The organism is Streptomyces sp. MB09-01 (assembly GCF_033794505.1).
Classification (GTDB): Bacteria; Actinomycetota; Actinomycetes; order Streptomycetales; family Streptomycetaceae; genus Streptomyces.
In genome coordinates this window covers 1-20,620 of record NZ_JARAYQ010000155.1, presented here as the reverse complement: position 1 = coordinate 20,620, position 20,620 = coordinate 1, and the positions used below count along the sequence as shown (strand labels likewise).

The following is a 20,620-nucleotide window of genomic DNA, read 5'->3' as shown; positions in this document are numbered from 1 at the left end:
GGCGGGGTGCGTTCGCGGAGTGCTGCCAGGGCGGTCGCGTCCTGCTGGGCGGAGTCCGGGCGGCGCAGCGGACCATCCACGAGGAGCAGTCCGTCCGCGAGGTCGTCGCGTCCTTCGGCGCGCAGCCGCCGGCAGGTCCGTATCAGTGCGGGGGTGCGCAGCAGGGAACGGCCGCGGAGCAGGTCGAGGAACCCCCAGGCGCCGGCCTCGAGGCGGTCGGCGAGGTGGTCCGCCAGCGCGTCGGCGGGGTACCGGAGCAGCGCCCGGCCTGCTGCGGAGCTGCTGGACGGCGGGTCGTGTTCCCACCATTCCAGCAGCAGCGGGACCAGGGGTTCCAGCTCCCACGGTTCGAGCCGGCCTGTCGCGAGCGCGACCCTGTCGTGCAGGATGCCGTCCGCGCGGAGTCCGGCCTCGCCGATGGCGCTCAGGCTGCGGGCGAGGCCGGCACGGACGGGTACGTCGATGCGGCCCCGCAGGAACGCTCGGAGCACGGGAACCGCGGCCTCGGGCTCGGGCCACGCGAGGAGCGCCAGGGCGGCGGCGTGCCGGCGGTCCGGGGCGGACGCCCGCAGCATGGCCAGCAGGCGCTCCCGTAGTGCGGTCGAGCGGGGCTGGTCGAGGTCGTCGACGTGCACGGTCCGCGGCCGCGGCGCCGCCGCGCGGGCGGTCTCGGTGAGGGTCCAGGGGGGTGCGTCGAGGGGCTGGACGTCCGTCATCCAGTCGATGAGGGCGGCGCGGACCTCGGTGCCGGCAGAGGCGTAGACGTCGATCAGCGCGGTCAGGCGGTCCCTGGAGCCCGGGATGTCGCCGTGCGGGAGGGGGCGGAGGGAGAGTCGGCGGAAATCCTCCAGGGCCTCCGGTGTGCGTGCTGCGGCGACCAGCGCCGTTCGCCACCCCCCGGCCTCGGCCGGCGCGCCCGCCGGGGAGGGCGGGGCGGCGAATGCGTCCCGGAGTACTGCCGTTTCGGCCTGCCGGGGGTTGGCGTCCAGTCGGGCCGAGGCAAGTGCCTGTTCGAGGTCGGCGCGGACGAGCACCGCGTCGAGGCTGCGGAGCAGTGGCAGCGTGGACCGGTTTCCTGCGGGTACGGGGGGCAGCGCGCGTACCGCTTCGGCGACGGTCGGCTTCCCGGCCGCCGGCAGGGTCGGTGCGACGGCTTCGAGTACGGCGATGAGGTCGGCGCGCTCTCCCGCCGCGGCCTCGGCGAGGGCGTCGAGCAGGACCGTGGTGGACCGGGAGAAGGCCGCCAGTTCCTCGGTCGTCCACGGTGCGGGGCAGAGCCGGAGCGTGAGCCTCAGTACGCGGCCCCGGGCGGCCGGCTCTGAGCCGGCCAGGCGGAGCCAGTGGGCCAGCAGGGGCCGTAGGGCCCGCAGGCGGCCGGGGTGCGGCAGCTCGCGCCGCTCGGCGAGGCGTAGGGCGACCGTCGGATTCCAGGCCCCGGCCGTCAGCGCGCCGACGTCGAGGTCCGCTCCGGTCCCGCCCGCCGGCCGCGGCGCGTCGGGCGTGGTGATCCCGTGCCTGCCCATGGCCGTCGACAGGTCTTCGGCCGTACCCGAGGCGAGGACGACCCGGCCGGTCGCCACCAGGGCGAGCAGGGTCGGTGCGACCCGTGATGCCTGGTCGTCGAGGGCGAGGACCGAGCGCGCCGGCAGGGCGCGGTCGAGGCCTTGCAGCAGCAGTTCGCGGGCGCTGGCGTCCTCGCCTTGTTCGGCGGCGGCGAGGACGGTCGCCAGGTACGCGCCGCCGAGGATGGCGCGCAGCGCCTCGACGATCCTGGCGCGCAGGCCCGGATTGTCGTGGTGGCCGAGCCAGAACAGCAGGGCCGGTACCGCCGTGGGCGTGCCCGCGTGGACCAGTACCTCGGCGGCGGTCTTCTTGATGTTCATGTTCGGATGGCCGAGACAGGCGGCGATCGCGGTGGAGGCCCAGTGCGCCTCCGCGTGGCCGAGGGCGAGCAGCGCCTGCCGAACGGTCTGGATGTCCTGGGCGGCGGTCAGCGCGATCAGGGTCGCCGAGAGCGCCTGCGCGTCGTTCCCCGTGGCGTCGCGGGCGAGCAGCGCGATCACGTGCTTGCGCACGTGCCGGTCGCGGTGCCGCAGCAGCCGGTGCGTTCGCGCGCGGGTGCGCGGGCAGGGGGCTCGGAGGAGGAGTTCGAGCAGGATCGCCTGCTCGCCGCTCGACAGTCCGGGCCGGTCGAGCAGATCCAGCGCCAGGGACGCGACGAGTGCGTGTCCGGCCTCTTGTGCGGTAGCCGCGTCGAGCAGGCAGGACGGTCTGATCCGTCCCCGCTCGTGGAGACGGCGGCCCAGACCGTGCACGGCGTCCAGGATCTCCTGGGGCACCACCGGCTCCCCGGCCGGCTGTCCGTTCGCGCGCTGCGCGGGGGCCGCGCCGGGCTCCGAGGCCGCCGCCAGCTCGGCCACGATGCGCAGGAGCAGGTCCGCGATGACCGGCAGCGTGCCGGCGCTGCCGTGGTCGGCCAGTCTGCACAGTGCCGCCACCGGCTCGTCCGGGTCCAGATGGGAGCTGAGGAGGGCCAGTTCCTGCTCGTCCGCGCCACCGAGATCCGCCGCGATGCGAGCCGGCAGGTCGGAGGGATCGAGTCGGACGAGGAGGGCGCGCCGCTGTGACGGATCCTCGGTCAGATGCCACAGCACCTCGAGCGCGCTGTTGCGCACCGCACGCAGATGCGGCGCGATCACGCCCGCGCCCTCCTCCGCGGCGAGGCCGAGCCCTTCCCTCAGCACGGTCACGGTCCGGCGCCCGCCGATGGCCTCCAGAGCGCCCAGGGCCGCTGCGGGCGCTGCTGGCAGGAGGGCGATCACGGCGTCTTCGGCCGGCGCGTGGCGCAACGCGCGGATCGCGTCGAGGAACGGCCCCGGCACGGCAGCGGTGGGCAGCAGCTGCGTGATCGCGTCCCCGATCGGAAGCTCCCCCGCCCCCTGTCCGGCCAGGGCGACCAGCAGTGCGAGCCGCCGCGGCCAGCTCGGGTCGTCCATGCCGGCGTCGGAGTCGGCGTCGAGGTGGGGGTCCACCAGTTCGCGGAACATCGCCTGACGGCAGGTGAACAGGATCGTCGCGACCTCGTGGGGCGCGATCGTGTGATCGGCCAGGGCCAGCCCGACGATGGACGGGACGTGCGTCCCGTCCGGGAAGTGCCCGCGCCGGTGGAGCCCCCGCAGGCACGTCACCGCCGGCCCGCCGAACAGCAGGGGGTCCTCTGCGGCGACGGCCGTCAGCGCGCCGATGTCACCGCGGTCCGCCAGGTCCCCGAGCAGTTCCATCCCCCGCCGGCGAAGACCCGGCGGCAGCTCCGGATCGTCGACGACCTGCCGCAGCAGACCACCGTGCCCGTGCCGGGCCGCTGCCGCGAGTGCGGCGTCGGCCGCCTCGGGGCGTGCGATCACGGACCCGGCGGTGAGAAAGGGGGACAGTCGTTCCGGCGGCAGGGGATCCAACGCCGTCCACGGTTCGCAGAGTTCGCCCAGTGCCGCGGCGGCGACGTCCGCGCTGCCGGCACCGAGCAGGCTCGTCACGTGTGCGCGGACCAGTGCGGGAGCCAGCAGACCGGCGTGCAGCCCCTGCCGGGCCAGCCGCAGCGCCGCGGCCTGTAACACCGGGTCGCCGCTGTCCACGAGCTCGTTGACGAGCCGCTCGGGCCGGTGCGCACCCGTGGCGGTCGTCTCCTGCACGGCCTGGTAGAGCAGTTCGCCCGGAGATCCCTTCCGGATCAGCGTCGGATCGTTCAGCAGCTCGGCGCGCAGCCAGGCGATCCGTACGCGCACGGGCAGCTCGGCCGTACGCCACGACGGCCAGCGGAGCCCCGGGCGGTACGGCGCCAGTCGTTCGTAGAGCCGTGCCAGGACGAGCGCCGTCTCCGGCGGACCCTCCACCGACACCGGCAGCAGCCCCGCGAGCTCGGCCGTCTCGGGCTCGCCGCCCGTCCGGCCCGAGGCGACGCGCTCGGCCATCAGGACCAGCCCCAGATGCCGCAGGCGGGGATCCTCCTGCCGGATGAGACGTCCGAAGACGGCCGGCGGGCAGAGCCGCGCGTCGATACGACCGGCCAGCCGGCCGACGTCCGCCCGGCGCACCGCATCGTCGAAGGCCGTGTCCCTGGGCGTCGTCATCGTCGGATGCTAACCGGGACGTTCCCGGCCCCACCAGCAGGTTTCCCCCGATGCAGCCCGTACCCCGTCGGGACCGTCCCCGGAGGAGCCAGAGGGGACGTCTCCCGCCTCTCCGGTCCTCAGGACATCCGGCGCCGTTGCTCGGTAGGCTCAACTCCGACCGCTGGTCGCGTAGTTGCCGATCGAGTGTGAGGGGTTGCGCAGGGCCGTAGCGAGGAGGGTGCCGGAGGTGAGGGGCTCGGGGGACCTCCCCGGTCCGCACATCACCCTCTTTCGAAAGGCGCTCTATGGAACTGGCAGGTTGGGTGACCGTTGCCGTGACCTCGGTCGCAGGAGGTGTTGCCGTCGTGGGGCACCTCTTCGACCAGGTACCGGCGCTGTCCCAGAAGATGATCACGGCGATTCGTTCCGTTCGCGCGGTACGCGATGAAGTCAAGCGGAGCGGCGCCGAGTGATCACACGGCCGCGCCGGGCTTGCCCCTCCACCCGGCGCGGCCGTGATCTGCGGACGACGGACGCCCGCGCCGGTGCGCACCTCGGGTCCCGGTCCCCGGGGCCGCTGCGTCGGCCTCGCCGCTACTTCGCCCGTACGGGCGCCCACAGGCTGACGCTCCACACGTCCCCGTGCCCCACGTGGCAGCCCCGCTCCTCCTCGACGTCGTCGACGACGATGACGGAGACGTGGGACGCCGCCGCCCGGTGCTCGAGGAAGCCACCCTGGCCGGTGACCTCGAACACCGGGGCTCCGGGGACGCCCGCGAGCGCCTCGCGCACGTCCGCCCAGGCGAGGTGGCGCGGGAAGGCGACGCCCGTCGCCCGGGCCCACGCCTTCGCCATGCCGTAGCCGGAAGGCAGGCGGTGGAGCTCGACCGACCCGCCGGACATCACCCACTCCTCGCCGGGGTTGAAGTAGAACTCGACGAATCCGTAGTCGCGGCGCAGCGATTCCCCGCCCTCGTCGACGACGTCGACGTGGCGGTGGGGGAAGGCCCGGTCGACCTCGCCGAGGGTGGAGCCGATGCCGATCCCGTGCAGGCGTCCGGTCGCTATGAACGAGGCGAGGTATTCGATGGCGGTCACGGCCGGTCTCCAGTTCGTCGATCGCCGTCAGCGTACGTCGATGGTGCGCGGCGCAGGCGGGAGTCCGGTGCGGCACGCGCGACCGGGCGCCCGGCGGGATCCGCCCGGCCGGCCGGGGCTGCGGGGCGGGCGTCCGCAGGAGGAGCGTCAGGGACGGCGCCAGAGGTCCCGAAGCAGCCGGCCCATGACGGCCGATGCCGGGAAGTAGCCCAGCTGCCGGGAATCCAGGCTGTGTTCGGGGTTGTCGCCGATGAGCACGAGCCTGCCGGAGGGCACGCGCCGCTCCGGTACGCCGGCCAGGGCGGGGGCGAGGTCCCTCGGCACGGGGTCGCCGGGCACGGCGAGCACCCGCTTGATCAAGTGGGCGCCTTCCTCCCGCGGGTTGGCGACCACCACCACCCGGCCCCGGCGAGCTCCGGTTCCACGGACCACCAGGACCCGGTCCCGCTCGTGGTGGGTGGGCTCCATGCTGCGGCCCCGTACCGTCACCAGGACCAGTCGGCGCCCCGGCAGCGCGGCGAGGGCCCCCACGAGCCGTGCGAGGCGGGACCGGTGCGCTTCGGGCGCCCGCGGGGAGGGCCAGGACACCGCCAGGGCGTCGAGCTCCTCCCGGCTCGGCATCACCCCGGCCGCCGGATCGTAGGAGGCGCCGCGCCCGGAGCCGGTACGGGACGCGGCGCGCGCCGGACGGGGCCTCACCGCGGGACCGCCGCGCCCGGGGCCGCCACGTGGGGGACCGCCGCGCGGGGTGCGGCCGCATCGGGGGCGGCCGCATCGGGGACGGACACGTCCGGGACGTCCGGGGCCGGGTCCTTGGGCCCGTCCTGGTAGTCCTTGGCCTGCAGGTTGAACAGGTCGGCGTACGTTCCTTCCGCCGCCAGCAGTTCCTCGTGGCCGCCCTGCTCGACGATCCTTCCGTTCTGGAGCACCACGATGACGTCCGCTTCCCGCACCGTGCCGAGCCGGTGGGAGATCAGCACGCTGGTCCGCCCTGCACGGAAGCTCCGCAGCGAGGCGTGGATCTCGTGCTCGGCCTCGGCGTCGAGGCCGGAGGAGGGTTCGTCGAGGATCATCAGTTCCCGGTCGTGCCGCATCAGGGCACGGGCCAGGGCGACCCGCTGGTGCTGTCCTCCGGACAGGAGGACGCCCACGGACGGATCGGATGCGTCCGGTGCCGTCATGAACTTCCTCGACAGCAGGGTGTCGTACCCCTGGGGCAGCGAGGCCAGCGCCCCGTCGATCCCCGCGCGGCGGGCCGCCTCCTGGATGCGCGGGCGGTCACCCAGGGCCTCCAGGTCGCCCAGCCCGATGTTCTCGGCCGCGGTGAGGTCGTAGTGCATGGAGTCCTGGAAGACCGCGCCGATCCGGGACCGCAGCTCGGCCGGGTCGATCTCCCGGATGTCGACCCCGTCCCACAGGACCGCGCCCCGGGTGGGGTCGTAGAGGCGGCACAGCAGTTTCACGAAGGTGGACTTGCCCGCGCCGTTCAGGCCGATCAGGGCCAGGGCCCGGCCGTGGGGGATGAAGACGTTCACGCCCCGCAGCACCCACGGCAGTTGATCCGAATACCGGAACCACACGTCCCGGAACTCGATCCCGAGCCGCATCGAGGGCAGCGGCCGGGGCCGGCCGGCCACGGGGAGGTCCGGTCCGAGGGCCGTGACGGCCCGGTAGCGCTGGAAGAGGAGCAGGGCCTCGGCCGTCGACGCCATCTGCGTGGCCAGCGCGCCGAGCGCGCTCTGCACGGCGGTGACGGCGGCGACGAACAGGGCGATCCCGCCGATCGTCATGCTGCCGTCGCGTGCGGCGCCCACAGCCCACAGCAGGCCGCAGCCGGACACGGCCGCGGCGAGTCCCTCCAGGCAGAACTGCACGGACAGTTCCTTGCGGTCCATCCGCTTGCGGGCCGCGTTGTTGGCGAGGCGCTCACGGCGCATCGACGTCCTGAAGAACCCGCCGAGCCCGAAGAGCCGTACCTCCTTCGCCCCCTCGACGGTGCTCAAAAGCTGGTTGTAGAAGAACTCCTTGCGTTCGACGGGGCTCACGTCCATGACCAGCTGGGCGCGGCGGCGCGAGAGCAGCCACTCCGCGATCACCGCCGGGACGGCGGCCGTCAGGACGACGAGGGCCATGACCGGGCTGAGCGCGAACAGGGAGGCCGCGAATCCGAGGACGGGAAGCACCTGGCCGGCGATGTCCAGTCCCCCGCTGACGATCTGGACCGGTGCGCTCCGGCTCGCCGTCTGGGCGAGCCTCAGTTCGTCGAGGAAGCGGGGGTTCTCGAACCGGCTGATGCCGACGGACCGGTCGACGGCGGCGAACAGCTCGTCCATGGCCACCACGCCGGTCCTGCGGTCCAGTTCGGCGTGCAGGAACTGCGACACCAGGGGGGTGACCGCCGTCGCGACGCCGACGACGGCGAGGGCGGTCGCTAGTCCCACCAGGCCGGACGGTTCGGCGCCCCGGACGAGGTCGTCGAGCAGGGTCTTCATGAGCCACGCGGCGGCCAGCGGGAACGCGCCCCGGCAGAGGGTGAGCACGGCGAAGGCCGACAGGTGCCAGGGGGCCGTCCTCCCCGTGAGGAGCAGGGCCGCGGCCGCGAGGCGGACGGCCCGCAGGAGTCCGGACGGTGCGGCGCGCATGTGATCGCCCCTGGTCATACCGCTGTCGCGGCGGGCAGGGCCAGTACCCGGTCGGAGGCCACCACGGTCCGGCCGCCGGCGGTGCCGATCCGGAGCACGGTCGGCGTGCCGGAGGTGCGGAAGGCCGTTCCGACGGGCCCCAGGGGCTCCTCCACGACGACGTGCGCGAGGGGGCTCAGCAGTGCCACGAGGTCCTGGGAGGCCTCCGCGGTGCCGATCACGACGGCTATCCGGCGGTCCCGGCCGTACGCGTCGGCTTCGGCGAGCCGGACGAAGTCGGGGAGCACCGCCTTGCAGGGCTGGCAGTCGGGGGCGAAGAACGCGACGACGCTGTCGTCGGCCAGGGAGGCGCGGTCCAGCGGCCGGCCGTCGACGGTGACGGCCTCGAAGTCCGCGACCTCGTCTCCCGTGCGGATGCCGGCCTGCTGCCGGATGGGGGCGAGGATCTCGGTGTGCTCGCGCAGCCGTTTGACCACGCCGACGGTCAGCAGCAGGTTCAGCAGACAGAGCGCTGAGAGCAGCACGACGGCGGCTGTCAGGACATACATCGGGACTCCTGAGGTTCGGTCATGGGGCGAAGGGGTGGACGGGTGCCCGGGAGGGGACGGAAGAGCGCGGTGATCTCGTCGAGGGCGGTGGTCACCAGGCCGGCGGCGAGGCCCGCGAGCGCCGCCACCAGCACGTGGCCCGTTCCGGCCGCCCCGTGTGCCGCGGGCGCCAGCAGGCCGCCGGCTGCGACGGCCGCGAGCAGGAGGTTGCGTACGACGTGCCGCGCGCCGACGGGTGTGGCGGAGAGCCCGAAGCAGTTGCACGCCACGGGAGAGCGCCGGCGCAGGGTCCGGGCGATCCCGAACGTGAAGGCGGCGAGCAGCAGCGCCGCGAGGAGCAGCCCCAGCCGGCCGGTCGTCCGCGCCGGCACCGCCAGGAGCGTCCAGGTCGCGAACTCCGCGGCCAGGACGGCCCTGGCGGCCGCTTCGTCCAGGGCCGGGGGTCCTACGCGCATGTGGGCCAAGGACCGTACGAACCCCCGGTACGCCGCACGGTTGCGCGCCTTGCTCAGGGACGAGACCAGGAAGACCGTGCCGATGAGGCTCCGCACGGCGATCTCGAACGAGGACATTGGCGTTCCCTTCGGCGGTGGGCCCCGCTACCGGTTCGTTCCGGTAGCGGGGCGGTGTTTCAGCCGTGCCTGCTCCGGGTTCAGCCGCAGATGCCGCGCGTGAACTTGGCGCCGTTCCAGTACGCCTCGCAGGGGGCGTTGTACCCGAAGTGGCCCCACGGGCCGTTGTTGCACTGCCAGCAAGCGCCGTAGCTGTACCAGCCGGGCGCGGCGGCGGCGTCCGCGGTGACGGTGGGGACGACGCGCTCCAGCAGGGCGGCACCCATGGCTTCGATCTTGGCGAACATGTCGGTCTCTCCTCTGTCGTGGTGTGTCCACCGCTCCGGTGTGGTGCCGCGGTGGCATGTCATGAGCATGTCCGAGCGCGGTCAGGGTGTCGTTGACTGCACGAGCACGCTTGTTGACGGTTCTTGTACGCCGCGCAGGGGTGCGGCCGCGTGCCGGTACTCCTTCGGCGACATCCCGTACGCGGCGCGGAAGGCACGGCTGAAGTGGGCGTTGCTGAGGAAGCCCCAGCGCGCGGCGATCACGTGGACGGGGTGGGAGTCCAGGCGCGGATCGGAGAGGTCGCGGCGGCAGCTCTCCAGGCGGCGTTCCCTGATCCATGCCGCGACCGTCAGCCCCTCCTCCTGGAAGAGCTTGTACAGGTAGCTGACGGAGATCTGGTGGGCCGCCGCGACGGCCTGGGGCGAGAGGCGCGCGTCCCCCAGGTGCCGCTCCACGAAGCCTTGGACGCGGAGCATCAGCGAGCGCCGGTAGGACTCGGCCGGTACGCAGGCCGCGGTGTCCAGTTCGTGGGCCAGCAAGGCCGTCAACAGGTCGAGGAGGATGCCGCCCAGCCGGGCGGTGTCGGCCGGCCGGTAGTGCCGGGCGTCCCTGACCAGGCGGACGAGGAAGTCCGTCAGGAGGGGGCCGATCCCCTCACGGCCGGACAGCCGCTCGCCCGCGAGCCGGTCCATGCCGGCGGGAGACAGGGGCAGGAGCGCGCCGGGGAAGTGGACCTGGATGAGCTCGGCGCAGTCCTGGTGCCCCGTCACCGCCGAGCGGTACGGCCGGGAGCCTTCGTAGAAGACCATCTCCCCGGCTCCGAGGACGCTCTCCCGGCCGGCCCGGGTCAGCAGCGGCCGGCCGTGCAGCGGGAGCGCCAGGTGGAACAGTTCGGGTTCGGCCCTGCGGATCAGGTGCGGGGTCCGGAGCACCTGCAGCGAGCGGAAGGTCAGGGCGGGCGCCTTCGTGGCCCGCGCGGCGTCGTCCTCACTACGGATGGCCGTCTGTAACAGGATTCTCTCCTTCTCGGTGGATCCCCTCGAAGGGGACGGGGGCCGTTCGCCAACCGGCCAGTGCGGGCGCCCCGGCAAGGGCTCTGCGAACGAGCCGATCGCCGGCCGAAGCGGCTTCCTCCGCGCCGGCGGCCAGGAGGAACAGTGCGATGTCCAGGCGCCCTTCGGCGGAGCGGGTGTACACGTGCTCCAGCCGGTCGGCGGGGACCGCGACGGCCCAGATGACATCGGTGACGAGATGGCGGTCGACGAGCCGGACGGGGTGGTCCGGCGGCGCCGACAGGAACAGCAGGGTCATGAGCAGGTGCACGACCCCGGTCAGTCCCAGATCGGGCCGAAGAAGATGAAGAACACGGCATGCCTCGCTTCTGACGGTCGGGTGAGGGAGCGATCGGAGATCACTCGGTCGATGTGCAGGGAGGCGGGCCCGCCTTGTTCCTGGTGACGAGTCTTGCGACCGGCCGCGGCGCGCGGAAGGCAGACCGGGTGACAGCAACCGCTCCGGAGCGTTTGGTGTCACGCGCGAAGCCCCTGGCGCGGACGGGGATTCTCGGTCGAGAACCCGTCCCACCAGGGGCTTCGTCGTACGGCGAGGACTGCGGCCGGAGCTAGCAGATGCGCGGCAGCTGCTCCCCGAGCGGCAGGTCGACCACGCGGGTGCCGCCGAGGGCGGTGCGGGAGACGACCATGCCGGGGTGGGCGTCGACGGCCTCGCCGATCACCGTGGCGTGGCGGCCCAGGGGGTGGGCGCGCATGGCGTCGAGGACGGCGTCGGCGTGCTCGCGGGGGACGAAGGCGACCAGCTTGCCCTCGTTCGCCACATAGAGCGGGTCCAGGCCGAGGATCGAGCAGGCGTTCGCGACGGCCGGCGGGACCGGGACACGGGTCTCGCTGATCACGACACCGGTGCCCGAGGCCGCCGCGATCTCGTTGAGCGAGGCCGCCAGGCCGCCGCGGGTGGGGTCGCGCAGGACGTGCAGGTCCGGGGTGACGGCGAGCATGCTCTGCACGAGGCCGCCCAGGGCCGCGCAGTCGCTCTCGATGTCCACGCCGAATTCCAGCCCCTCGCGGACGCTCATGATCGCCACCCCGTGGAGGCCGATCTCGCCGCTCACGATGACGACGTCGCCGGGCACCACGCGCTGCGGGCGCAGGTCCACCCCGTCGGGGATGATGCCGAGGCCCGCGGTGTTGATGTAGATGCCGTCCCCGTGGCCCACTTCGACCACCTTGGTGTCGCCCGTGGCCACCTCCACGCCCGCGGCCCGCGCGGCGGCGCCCAGGGCCTCGGCCACGCGCGCCACGGCGGACATCTCGACGCCCTCCTCGAGGATGAAGCCGCAGGACAGGTACGCCGCCCGGGCCCCGCTCATGGCCAGGTCGTTCACCGTGCCGTTGACCGCGAGGTCACCGATGGTGCCGCCGGGGAAGAAGAGCGGCCGCACCACGTACGAGTCGGTGGAAAAGGCCAGCCGGACTCCCCCGAGGGAGATGGCCGCGGAGTCGCCGAGCTGGGCCAGCGCCTCGCCGCCGAAGGCGGGGGCGAAGAGGTGCTGGACCAGTTCGGCGGAGAGTGCTCCCCCGCCGCCGTGGCCCATCACCACACGGGGGTGGTCGCGCAGCGGGGCCGGGCAGGTCCAGCCCGTGATGTCGAGTGCGGTGTCAGACAACGGGGCTCGCCTCCAGCGGGGCGGTCGGGGCGGCGGGCACCGTCTTCAGTTCCAGCCGCCGGTAGAGGTAGTACGCGGCGCAGGCTCCCTCGCTGGACACCATGGTGGCGCCGAGCGGGCTGCGCGGGGTGCACAGCGTGCCGAAGGCCTCGCACTCGTGCGGCTTGAGGAGCCCCTGGAGCACCTCGCCGCTGCGGCACGCGGCCGGCTCGCGGGTGTTGATGTCGGTCACCGAGAACCGGTGTTCGGCGTCGAACTCCCGGTAGCGGGCGGACAGCCGCCAGCCGCTGCCGGGGATGACGCCGATGCCGCGCCAGGCCCGGTCGGTGACTTCGAAGACGTCCTCCAGCATCGCGAGGGCGGCCGGGTTGCCCTCGGGGCGGACGGCCCGCGCGTACGCGTTGTCGACGGTGTGCTCGCCGCGTTCCAGCTGCCGCACCGCCCGGCGTACGCCCTCCAGGATGTCCAGCGGCTCGAATCCCGTCACCACGATCGGCACGCGGTGGCGCGCGGCCAGCTCGGGGTACTCCCCCACGCCCATCACGCTGCACACGTGCCCGGCGGCGAGGAAGCCCTGGACCCGGCAGCTCGGCGACTGCATGATCGCCTCGATCGCCGGGGGCACCCGGACGTGGGACACCAGCAGGCTGAAGTTGCGGATGCCCAGCTTCTTCGCCTGGTGGACCGTCATGGCGTTGGGCGGCGCGGTGGTCTCGAAGCCGATGCCGAAGAACACCACCTGCCGGTCCGGGTTCTCCTGGGCGATCCTCAGGGCGTCGAGCGGGGAGTAGACCACGCGTACGTCGCCGCCCTCGCTCCGCACCCGGAACAGGTCACGGCCGGTCCCCGGCACCCGGAGCATGTCCCCGAAGGAGCAGAAGATCACGTCGGAGCGGGAGGCGATCTCCAGCGCCTTGTCGATGACCTCCAGCGGGGTGACGCACACGGGGCAGCCCGGACCGTGGATCAACTCCACTTGGTCCGGGAGCAGTTGGTCGATGCCATGCCGGATGATGGTGTGGGTCTGACCACCGCAGACCTCCATCAGCGCCCAGGGGCGGGTCACGGTGGCGTGGATGTCGTCGAGCAGCCGGCGGGCGAGCTCGGGGTCCTGGAACTCGTCGATGTACTTCACGGCGTGACCTCCTCCTGCGGTGCGGCGACGGCCGGTCCGTCGGCGAAGGGCCAGGGTTCGCCACCGGCTTCGGCGGCCTGTTCCCACGGGTCGCCGAACTCCTCCTGCAGCATGCCGAGTTCCGCGAAGAGTTCGAGGGTCTGGCGCGCCGACTCCTCGTCGAGGCGCTGGAGGGCGAAGCCCACGTGGACGATGGCGTACTCGCCCACCTGGAGGTCCGGCAGGTACTCCAGGCACACCTCCTTCTGCACGCCGCCGAAGTCGACGGTAGCCATGCGGGTGCCGTCCTTCTCCCCGATGTCAAGCACTCTGCCGGGTACCGCCAGGCACATGGGCTTCTCCTTGCTGTGGGTGGTGCGCGGTGTCGGCGGCGGCCGCCACCACGAGCTGGCCGAGGGACAGTCCGCCGTCGTTCGGGGGGACCCGGCCGTGACGCAGGACGGTGAAACCGCTCGCGCGCAGGGTCCGGGCGCACGCGGACGACAGCAGGGTGTTGGCGAAGACCCCGCCGGTCAGGGCGACGGTGTCCAGGCCGTGCCGCTCGCGGGCGAGCTCGCAAAAGGTGCCGACGAGGGCGCCGACGGCGGTGTGGAAGCGTGCGGCGATCAGCCCCGGAGGCGTGCCCGCGCGTACGTCGGCCACCACGGCGGCCAGTACGGGGGCGGGATCGGCGGTGACCGGAGCGCCGGCCGGGCCTGTCGGGACCCGCAGGCCGAAGGCGTAGCCGGGGCCGGCCGCGCCCGCTCCGAGCGCCGCGCCCTCCAGCTCGATCGCGGCCTGCGCCTCGTACCCCGCCCGGTGGCAGACGCCGGCCAGGGAGGAGACGGCGTCGAAGAGCCGCCCCATGCTGGAGGTCGGCACGCAGTTCAGGCCGCGATCCAACTGGCGGTCCAGAAGGAGGAGTTCGTCGGTCGGGCAGGCGGCGGCGCAGGGCAGGTCCGGGCTCCATCCGATGCCCGCGGCCCGCAGGTGGGACAGAGCCATGCGGTACGGACGCTGCACGGCCGTGTCCCCGCCCGGCAGCGGGACGTACCCGAGGTGGGCGAAGCGGGTGTACCCGGCGTAGTCGGCGAGGAGGACCTCGCCGCCCCACACGGCCCCGTCGTCGCCGTAGCCGGTGCCGTCGAAGGCGATGCCGATGACCGGCCGGCCGCCGTCCAGGCCGTGCTCCGCCATGGCGGAGGCGATGTGCGCGTGGTGGTGCTGGACGCGCACGAGCGGCCGGGCTCCCGCGGCGCGGCGCGCCCAGCGGGTGGAGCGGTAGCCGGGGTGCCGGTCGGCGGCGAGCCGCAGGGGGCCGACGCCGGTGATGGACTCCAGCCGGCGCTCGGCGCGTTCGAAGGCGTACTGGGTGGCGAGGTCGTCCATGTCGCCGACGTGGGCGGACAGCCAGGCCTGGCTTCCTTCGCCGAGGCAGAAGGCGTTCTTCAGGTCCCCGCCCACGGCGAGGGTCGGGGGGACCGTCAGCGGAAGCGTCAGCGGGAGCGGGGCGTATCCGCGGGAGCGCCGCAGGGTCAGCGCCTCGCCGTCGCAGACCCGCACCACGGAGTCGTCGCACGGCACGTGGATGGGGCGGTCGTGGGTGAGCCAGGCGTCGGCGAGGCCGGCGAGCCGCTCCAGTGCCTCGCCGTCGTCGGTGACGATGGGCTCGCCGGCGAGGTTCCCGCTGGTCATGACGAGCAGGCGGGGGCCCGGCGGGTCGCCGGGCAGCCCGAGCAGCAGATGGTGGACGGGGGTGTACGGGAGCATCACGCCGAGGTCGGGACAGCGCGGGGCGACCCCTTCGGCCAGGGCGCCCGGTGCGCCCGGACCCGCCGTGCCGTCCTCGCGGCGGCGCAGCAGCACGATGGGCCGTGCGCCTCCCTCCAGCAGCTTCCGCTCCTCGGGGCCGATGTGCGCGAATCGCTCGGCATCGGAGAGGTCCCGGGCCATCAGGGCGAACGGCTTGTCGCCGCGGTTCTTGCGCCGGCGCAGCTCGGCCACGGCGCCGGGGTGGGTGGCGTCGCAGGCCAGGTGGTAGCCGCCCAGTCCCTTCACGGCGAGGATCGCCCCGGCCGCCAGCAGCCGCCGGGCCTCGGCGACCGGGTCGGCGCCGGCGCTCTCGCGGGGAGGGTGCCCGGAGAGCAGCCTCAGCCGGGGGCCGCAGGCCGGGCAGGCGACCGGCTGTGCGTGGAAGCGGCGGTCGGCGGGGTCGCCGTACTCGCGGGCACAGTCGGGGCACATGGGGAAGCGGGCCATGGTGGTGTGGGCGCGGTCGTAGGGCAGCCCGGTGACGATGGTGAACCGCGGCCCGCAGTGGGTGCAGGTGATGAAGGGGTGCCGGTGGCGCCGGTCGGCGGGGTCCGCCAGTTCGGTGCAGCAGTCTGCGCAGGTGGCCACGTCCGGGGAGACCAGGGTGCGGGCGGGCCCGCCGGTCCGGGAGGCGATGATGGTGAATCCGGCGCCGCCCGCGACCGGGACCTCGCAGTGGTCGACGGCGTCCACGACGGCCAGCGGGGGCGCGTCCGCGGCGAGCCGCTCGCAGAACCGGTGGACCGCCGCCGGGGCGCCCTCGACCTCGGCGACGACGCCCTCGGGGGTGTTGGTCACGTGCCCGGCGAGACCGAGCCCGGTCGCGCGGGTGTAGACGTAGGGCCGGAAGCCGACACCCTGGACCACGCCGCGGACGGTGACGCGGCGTCGCTGCACTGCCTCCATCAGCGGGTCTGCGCGGCGGGACGCACGTGCGGGTGATCGTGGCCGTCCCCATGGCCGTGGCCGTGGACGTCCCCATGACCGTGGCCGTGGACGTCGCCGTGGACGTGCACGTGCCCGTCCTCGTGGACGTGGTCGTGGCCGTCCTCGTGGACGTGGTCGTGGCCGTTCCCGTGGACGTGGTCGTGGCCGTGCGACGACTGCCGGCCGGCCATGACCGGAGTGTGCGTCTCGGCGCCCGCCCCCGCCGCCAGGGCCCGGTCGAGCAGGAGGCCCAGCCCCTCACCCGCGCGGGCCGAGGTGAGGACCACCTCCACACCGGGGTTGACCTGCTCGACGTGGGCGCGGAAGGCGGCCTCGTCGAAGGCGACGGCCCGCGCGATGTCGGTCTTGGTGACCACCACCAGCTGGGCCAGTCCGAAGGCGGTCGGATACTTCAGCGGCTTGTCCTCGCCCTCCGTCACCGACGCCATGACCACGCGCAGCGATTCCCCGAGGTCGTACGAGGCCGGGCAGACCAGGTTGCCCACGTTCTCCACGAAGAGCAGCCGGGTGTCCTCGGGCAGCCAGCCGTCCAGGTGCCGGCCGAGCATCCCGGCCTCCAGGTGGCACAGCCCGTCGGTGAGCACCTGCTTGACCGGTACGCCCGAACGGGCCAGCCGCGTCGCGTCGTTCTCGGTGGCGAGGTCCGCCGTCAGCGCGGCCACGGCCACGCCCCGCTCACGGGCGAGGAGCAGCTCGCGTTCCAGCAGCGCCGTCTTCCCGCTGCCGGGGCTGGAGAGCAGATTGACCACCGTCGTTCCGCGGGCGGTGAGCTCGGCGCGCAGGACCTGGGCCGCCATGTCGTTCTTGGCGAGTACCGCCTGCCGCAGATCGACCACTCGGCACATGGTTCAGGCCTCCTCGGGAATCGGTTCGCGGGTACGGGCACCGGCGGGGCCGTCCTCCCAGCGCACGCTGAGGATCTCCAGCTCACGGCCCGACAGCAGTTCCACGTCCGTGGCCCTGCCGCATCCGGGACAGCACAGTTCGGGGGGCATCCCCACGGCCCAGGTGCCGGGGCAGGAGGCGCAGCGGGCGCGGGCCGGCACGGACTCGGTGACGAGTTCGGCGCCGTCGAGGACCGTTCCGGCACAGGCCAGTTCGAAACAGAAGGCCAGCGCGTCGGGGACCACGCCCGCCAGCTCGCCGACCTGCAGCCGTACAGAGGTGACGGCGCGCGCGCCGCCCGCCCGGGCCGCCTCTTCCACCTGGCCCACTACGGCCATGGCGATGGACATCTCGTGCATGGGACTCCGTCCTGCCGGGGCTCATTACACCGGCGGGACGGGGTCGTCGCGGTCGGGCACGCCGGTGCACGGCGCGCCCCGTACGCCATTCGGGCGCGGCAGGGGCAGCGGCGTCACATCCTGCGCATGCGCAGGTAGCGCCTGAGGTCGGGAAGGACCAGGGTCAGGACCGCGGCGAGGGCGGCGGCCGCGGCCCCGCCGATGATGGCGTTCTTCATGGGGTTCTCCTCAGTTCGCGGCGGAGGCCGCCGGATCGGTCGGGGGCCGGACCGCGGATCAGGTCCAGGGCCATGCGTACGGCTTCCGGGACGGCGGCGGTCACGGGTGCGCTGAGCCCGATGCCCTCTTCGACACAGGCCGGTTCGCAGCCGAGGACCAGCGTGCGCCGCGGAGGGGTGGCGCCGGTGCCGGCGCACAGGGTGCCGAGCAGCGCGAGGACGGTGTCGGGTGACATGTGGTGGCCGTCGAGGACGGGGCCGCCGGGCGCGGCGCCCACCGGGGCCCCGCCTCCCGGATCCGCGCTCCCGTCGGCCTCGATGAGGTAGAGCGTGCCGGGCTCGCCGCCCCGCGCGGTGGCGTCGATCAGCAGGAGCGTGTCGTAGCCGTCGAGGAGCTGGTAGGCGAGGTGGACCCCTCGTACGCCGAAGTCCACCACCTCGACCCCGTCGGGCAGCGGGTGCGAGGACAGCGCCCGCACGGTCTCGACGCCGAAGCCGTCGTCGCCGAGGAAGACGTTGCCGATGCCCGCGATCAGGACCCTGTCGCTCACGCGTCCTCCAGGGCGGTGACCTCGTCGGGCTGGAAGTAGAGGAACCTGCCCTGCTCCCGGCGGATGTCCGCGCCCGGGTCCTCCTCGACGGTGACGGCGAGGTGGACCCCGCCGTCGACATCGTGCAGGACCGCCTCGACCAGCGCTGCACGGCCCTGGAGAAACAGGTCCTGGGCGTCGGTGCGCCGCAGTCCGGGGCGCAGCAGGACGCGGCTGCCCGGCCCCACCGAGGTGCCCCCGATCGTGATCCGGTCGCGGGCCGGGTCGGCGGTCTCCGCCCGGGCCGGGTCCCACCAGGGAGTGTCCGGCGTGAACACCGCGTCCACGTCGGGTAGTTCCGTCAGCAGGGGCGGCTGGTCCGGGCCGGTGATCTCCCGCAGGCCGCGCACCGCGCCGTGCAGGCGTTCCAGCACCTCGGGGGGCATGGATTCGGCGAGGTCGATCACGGCGGCCGCCCGGGCGTCCGTACCGCGCGCCTCGCGCTTCTCCCGGTCGGTCAGGGCCGCCGTGCGCAGGGCGAGGATCTCGTCGATCTCGGTGGAGTCGTACATCGCGCCCGCGCTCTCGGGGGCGATGGCCGCGTGGTCCTCCAGGATGATCGGGGAGGACAGGACCACGTCCGCGCGGCCGGGTTCGCCCGCGAGCACCGGCCAGGTGTGGCGGTTGACGCACGCCGCCACCGCCTCGCGGGCCCACTCGGGCGGATCGGTCATGGACAGGAAGGAGCCCGGGTCGAGGCCCAGCAGGAGGTGGGCGGCGACCAGCGCGTGCGGCAGGGCGGCCTCCCGGTCGGCGGAGCCGTTCCCGGAGCCCGCCGGCGGGGCCCACGGGCTGGTGTTCTCCACCACGGCACGGAGCCTGAACACCCGGTAGGCGCCGTCGAGTTCGGTGGCGCGGAGCCTGAGGCGGCCTTCGACCTCCTCGGTGCGCCGCACCAGGCGGCCGACCGTGCGCCCTTCGGCGTCGAGGACGGTCTCGGTGTCGTCGCTGGCGGGGCGGCGGAAGGGTACGGTCACTTCCCCGGCCGCCAGCTCGGCGACGGGGAGGGACAGTTCGACCCGTTCCTCCACGCCCTCGTCCCAGGGGACCAGGACGCGGTCGGCCAGGTGCAGCTCGGCCACCTCGGCGAAGCCGCCGTCCTCCAGGGCTTGTTGGACCGTGCGCCGCTGCGCCCGCAGGAACCGCAGCTCCAGGTCGAGCGTCGCCCCGCCCCGCGGCTCCATCAGGATCTCGGTCTGCTGGAAGGCGTGCTCGTCGTGCGCGCGGCCCCACGCCGGGGGGACGAGCACGCCGAACTGCCAGCGCAGCCGGTTCTTGGCCGCCGAGGCCCGGTAGGGGTAGAGCACGTACCCCTCGAGGAGGACGGCGTCGGCCACCTGCCGGGCTGCGGCGAAGCGGGACTCCGCGGCGGCGCTCGTCGTGGTCGGGGAACCGGTCACGGGGCCGTCCTCTCGGTGCGGCGGGGCAGGACCGCACCCAGCCGGACCGCCCCCGGCGGGGGCGGCTGCGGGGGCGGGGCGGCCGCGTCCAGCAGGGTCCGTACGGTCGCCTCCCACGAGGCGAGCGCGTGTCGGGAGCGGAAGGCGAGCAGCTCGTCCATGGTGTCGCGGGGCAGCCGGAGCCAGCCGCAGCCGGGGAAGTGCTGTTCGACCATCTCGCGCCACACGGCCACGGGCATCCGGTACGCGGCTTCGCGGTCCCAGGGCACCGGCTCGACCCGGAAGCCGCCGTCACCGGTGAAGGCGGTGCCGGAGAACAGCATCAGCAGCGGTACCTCCCCGTCCTCCAGGGCTTCGAAGTAGCGGGTCGCGGCGATGTCCATGTCGTAGGTGCACGGCACGACCAGGTCCGTCTCGGTCTCCCCGGTGAAGCTCGGGACCATGGCCTGGACCTGGGCGAACTGCACGGGCTTGAGCGAGGTGCCCCAGCGGGCCCGCTCCCCGAACAGGTCGGCCAGGCCCTCGGCCTCGGCGGGGCCGTAGCCGCGCCGGGCCGGTTCGATGCGGATCTGGCAGCGCAGGGCGAGGGCGTGCACCCGGGCTCCCCCGGCGGCGGTGATGCGCAGCCGGAAGACGAGGGTGGGGCCGGCGGCGTAGGGGTCGGCGCGCACCCCGGTGCAGGTGAAGGAGAACTCCGTCATCGGGCGTCCTCCGCCAGGACCCGGGCCCGGCGCTCCACCTGCGCGAAGAACTCGCGCAGCGCGGCCCGGGCCTCCGCCCCGCCGTCGAAGCCCTGCCACAGCAGCCTCATGCGCCCCACCAGCTCGTAGCAGATGTCGATGGGCACCAGGTAGCACTCGGTGCGGCCCTCCGAGCGGCGCAGCAGCAGCGCCTCCACGTCCGGTTCGAGGAGCGCGGCGAGCCGGCCCGTGCCCAGTACGGTCTGCCAGGTCTCCGGGGCGAGTTCGCTCTCGGTGGCTCCGGCCGGGCTCGGGTAGAGGGCGACGAGCCGGTCGAGGGCGGCGTTGCGGAAGAAGAACGCCACCCCGACCGGGATCTGGAGGAGTTCCCACGCGCCCTCGTCGAGCCGGTGGTCCGGGTCGGTGAGGTAGCGGTCGGGGACGGCCCGCAGGCGTCCGGTGGCCGCGCCCGGCCGGTCGAACAGCAGGGCGCAGGCGGTGCAGGCGCAGACCAGCGTCCGCTTCTCGGTCTCCACCAGGTGGCGGTGGGACTCCCCGGGCACGATCACCCCGCACAGTTCGCAGGTCTCGGGCCGGGGCGGGCGCGGGCCCGCGAACCGGCGCAGCCCGCGCGGCGCGCGCGGGCCGTCCGTACGGATTCCGGCGCCGGTCACGACACCCGCGCCGGGCTGGGG

General features: G+C 73.9%; 21 protein-coding genes. 1 reads left to right on the top strand and 20 read right to left on the bottom strand.

The features are described from left to right. The coding region (locus tag PV721_RS27875; RefSeq protein WP_319728757.1) for a HEAT repeat domain-containing protein at nt 1-4,127 on the bottom strand (4,127 nt) is incomplete at its 3' end. Nucleotides 4,128-4,414: 287 nt separating this feature from the next. On the opposite strand from PV721_RS27875, the gene PV721_RS27870 reads away from it, so the two are divergent. After that, a complete protein-coding gene (locus tag PV721_RS27870; RefSeq protein WP_319728755.1) occupies nt 4,415-4,582 on the top strand; it encodes a hypothetical protein in 168 nt (55 codons plus the stop codon). A gap of 121 nt (nt 4,583-4,703) precedes the next feature. Here the strand turns inward: PV721_RS27870 and PV721_RS27865 are convergent, their stop codons facing one another. The 19 genes from PV721_RS27865 to PV721_RS27780 form a co-directional block, all read right to left on the bottom strand. Continuing rightward, nucleotides 4,704-5,207: a hypothetical protein gene (locus PV721_RS27865; protein ID WP_319728753.1), complete on the bottom strand. Its 504-nt coding sequence runs from the start codon at nt 5,205-5,207 to the stop codon at nt 4,704-4,706. Between the two features lie 147 nt (nt 5,208-5,354). Further along, nucleotides 5,355-5,906 (bottom strand): S26 family signal peptidase, encoded by a 552-nt coding sequence (locus tag PV721_RS27860; protein ID WP_319728751.1) that lies wholly within the window; start codon nt 5,904-5,906, stop codon nt 5,355-5,357. Continuing rightward, the gene (locus tag PV721_RS27855) at nt 5,903-7,849 is read right to left on the bottom strand and encodes an ABC transporter ATP-binding protein (protein WP_319728749.1); all 1,947 of its coding nucleotides are present in this window, start codon (nt 7,847-7,849) and stop codon (nt 5,903-5,905) included. Before PV721_RS27855 ends, PV721_RS27860 begins: the two co-directional genes overlap by 4 nt. Nucleotides 7,850-7,863: 14 nt before the next feature. Then, nucleotides 7,864-8,397, bottom strand: coding sequence for a hypothetical protein (locus PV721_RS27850; RefSeq protein WP_319728748.1), 534 nt, complete (start codon nt 8,395-8,397; stop codon nt 7,864-7,866). Continuing rightward, nucleotides 8,385-8,969: a MauE/DoxX family redox-associated membrane protein gene (locus PV721_RS27845; RefSeq protein WP_319728746.1), complete on the bottom strand. Its 585-nt coding sequence runs from the start codon at nt 8,967-8,969 to the stop codon at nt 8,385-8,387. Before PV721_RS27845 ends, PV721_RS27850 begins: the two co-directional genes overlap by 13 nt. An 80-nt stretch (nt 8,970-9,049) precedes the next feature. After that, nucleotides 9,050-9,256, bottom strand: a complete 207-nt coding sequence (locus tag PV721_RS27840) for a hypothetical protein (protein ID WP_319728744.1) — start codon at nt 9,254-9,256, stop codon at nt 9,050-9,052. Between the two features lie 81 nt (nt 9,257-9,337). Further along, nucleotides 9,338-10,168 carry a helix-turn-helix domain-containing protein gene (locus PV721_RS27835; protein WP_319728742.1) on the bottom strand — a complete coding sequence of 277 codons (831 nt, stop codon included), beginning with the start codon at nt 10,166-10,168 and terminating at the stop codon, nt 9,338-9,340. 58 nt (nt 10,169-10,226) lie between these two features. Then, the gene (locus tag PV721_RS27830; protein WP_319728739.1) at nt 10,227-10,559 is read right to left on the bottom strand and encodes a hypothetical protein; all 333 of its coding nucleotides are present in this window, start codon (nt 10,557-10,559) and stop codon (nt 10,227-10,229) included. A 298-nt stretch (nt 10,560-10,857) separates the two neighbouring features. Further along, nucleotides 10,858-11,919, bottom strand: coding sequence for a hydrogenase expression/formation protein HypE (gene hypE / locus PV721_RS27825; protein ID WP_319728737.1), 1,062 nt, complete (start codon nt 11,917-11,919; stop codon nt 10,858-10,860). Next, complete coding sequence (gene hypD / locus PV721_RS27820; protein ID WP_319728734.1) at nt 11,912-13,054, bottom strand: hydrogenase formation protein HypD; 1,143 nt, start codon at nt 13,052-13,054, stop codon at nt 11,912-11,914. The genes hypE and hypD overlap by 8 nt, the downstream gene beginning before the upstream one ends. Next, entirely contained in the window at nt 13,051-13,386 is a 336-nt protein-coding gene (locus PV721_RS27815) for a HypC/HybG/HupF family hydrogenase formation chaperone (protein ID WP_319728732.1), read from the bottom strand. Before PV721_RS27815 ends, hypD begins: the two co-directional genes overlap by 4 nt. Continuing rightward, nucleotides 13,355-15,751, bottom strand: a complete 2,397-nt coding sequence (gene hypF / locus PV721_RS27810; RefSeq protein WP_319728730.1) for a carbamoyltransferase HypF — start codon at nt 15,749-15,751, stop codon at nt 13,355-13,357. Before hypF ends, PV721_RS27815 begins: the two co-directional genes overlap by 32 nt. Next, nucleotides 15,751-16,638, bottom strand: coding sequence for a hydrogenase nickel incorporation protein HypB (gene hypB / locus PV721_RS27805; protein WP_319728729.1), 888 nt, complete (start codon nt 16,636-16,638; stop codon nt 15,751-15,753). The genes hypF and hypB overlap by 1 nt, the downstream gene beginning before the upstream one ends. Before the next feature lie 3 nt (nt 16,639-16,641). Next, on the bottom strand, nt 16,642-17,037 hold the full coding sequence (locus PV721_RS27800; RefSeq protein ID WP_319728727.1) for a hydrogenase maturation nickel metallochaperone HypA: 396 nt from the start codon (nt 17,035-17,037) through the stop codon (nt 16,642-16,644). A 113-nt stretch (nt 17,038-17,150) separates the two neighbouring features. Then, complete coding sequence (locus tag PV721_RS44060; protein WP_416371196.1) at nt 17,151-17,255, bottom strand: DUF6893 family small protein; 105 nt, start codon at nt 17,253-17,255, stop codon at nt 17,151-17,153. Continuing rightward, nucleotides 17,252-17,806: a hydrogenase maturation protease gene (locus PV721_RS27795; RefSeq protein WP_319728724.1), complete on the bottom strand. Its 555-nt coding sequence runs from the start codon at nt 17,804-17,806 to the stop codon at nt 17,252-17,254. The genes PV721_RS44060 and PV721_RS27795 overlap by 4 nt, the downstream gene beginning before the upstream one ends. Then, on the bottom strand, nt 17,803-19,245 hold the full coding sequence (locus PV721_RS27790) for a hypothetical protein (protein ID WP_319728722.1): 1,443 nt from the start codon (nt 19,243-19,245) through the stop codon (nt 17,803-17,805). Before PV721_RS27790 ends, PV721_RS27795 begins: the two co-directional genes overlap by 4 nt. After that, nucleotides 19,242-19,946 (bottom strand): DUF6084 family protein, encoded by a 705-nt coding sequence (locus PV721_RS27785; protein ID WP_319728720.1) that lies wholly within the window; start codon nt 19,944-19,946, stop codon nt 19,242-19,244. Before PV721_RS27785 ends, PV721_RS27790 begins: the two co-directional genes overlap by 4 nt. Beyond that, complete coding sequence (locus tag PV721_RS27780; RefSeq protein ID WP_416371197.1) at nt 19,943-20,584, bottom strand: DUF5947 family protein; 642 nt, start codon at nt 20,582-20,584, stop codon at nt 19,943-19,945. Before PV721_RS27780 ends, PV721_RS27785 begins: the two co-directional genes overlap by 4 nt. Between the last annotated feature and the right edge of the window lie 36 nt (nt 20,585-20,620).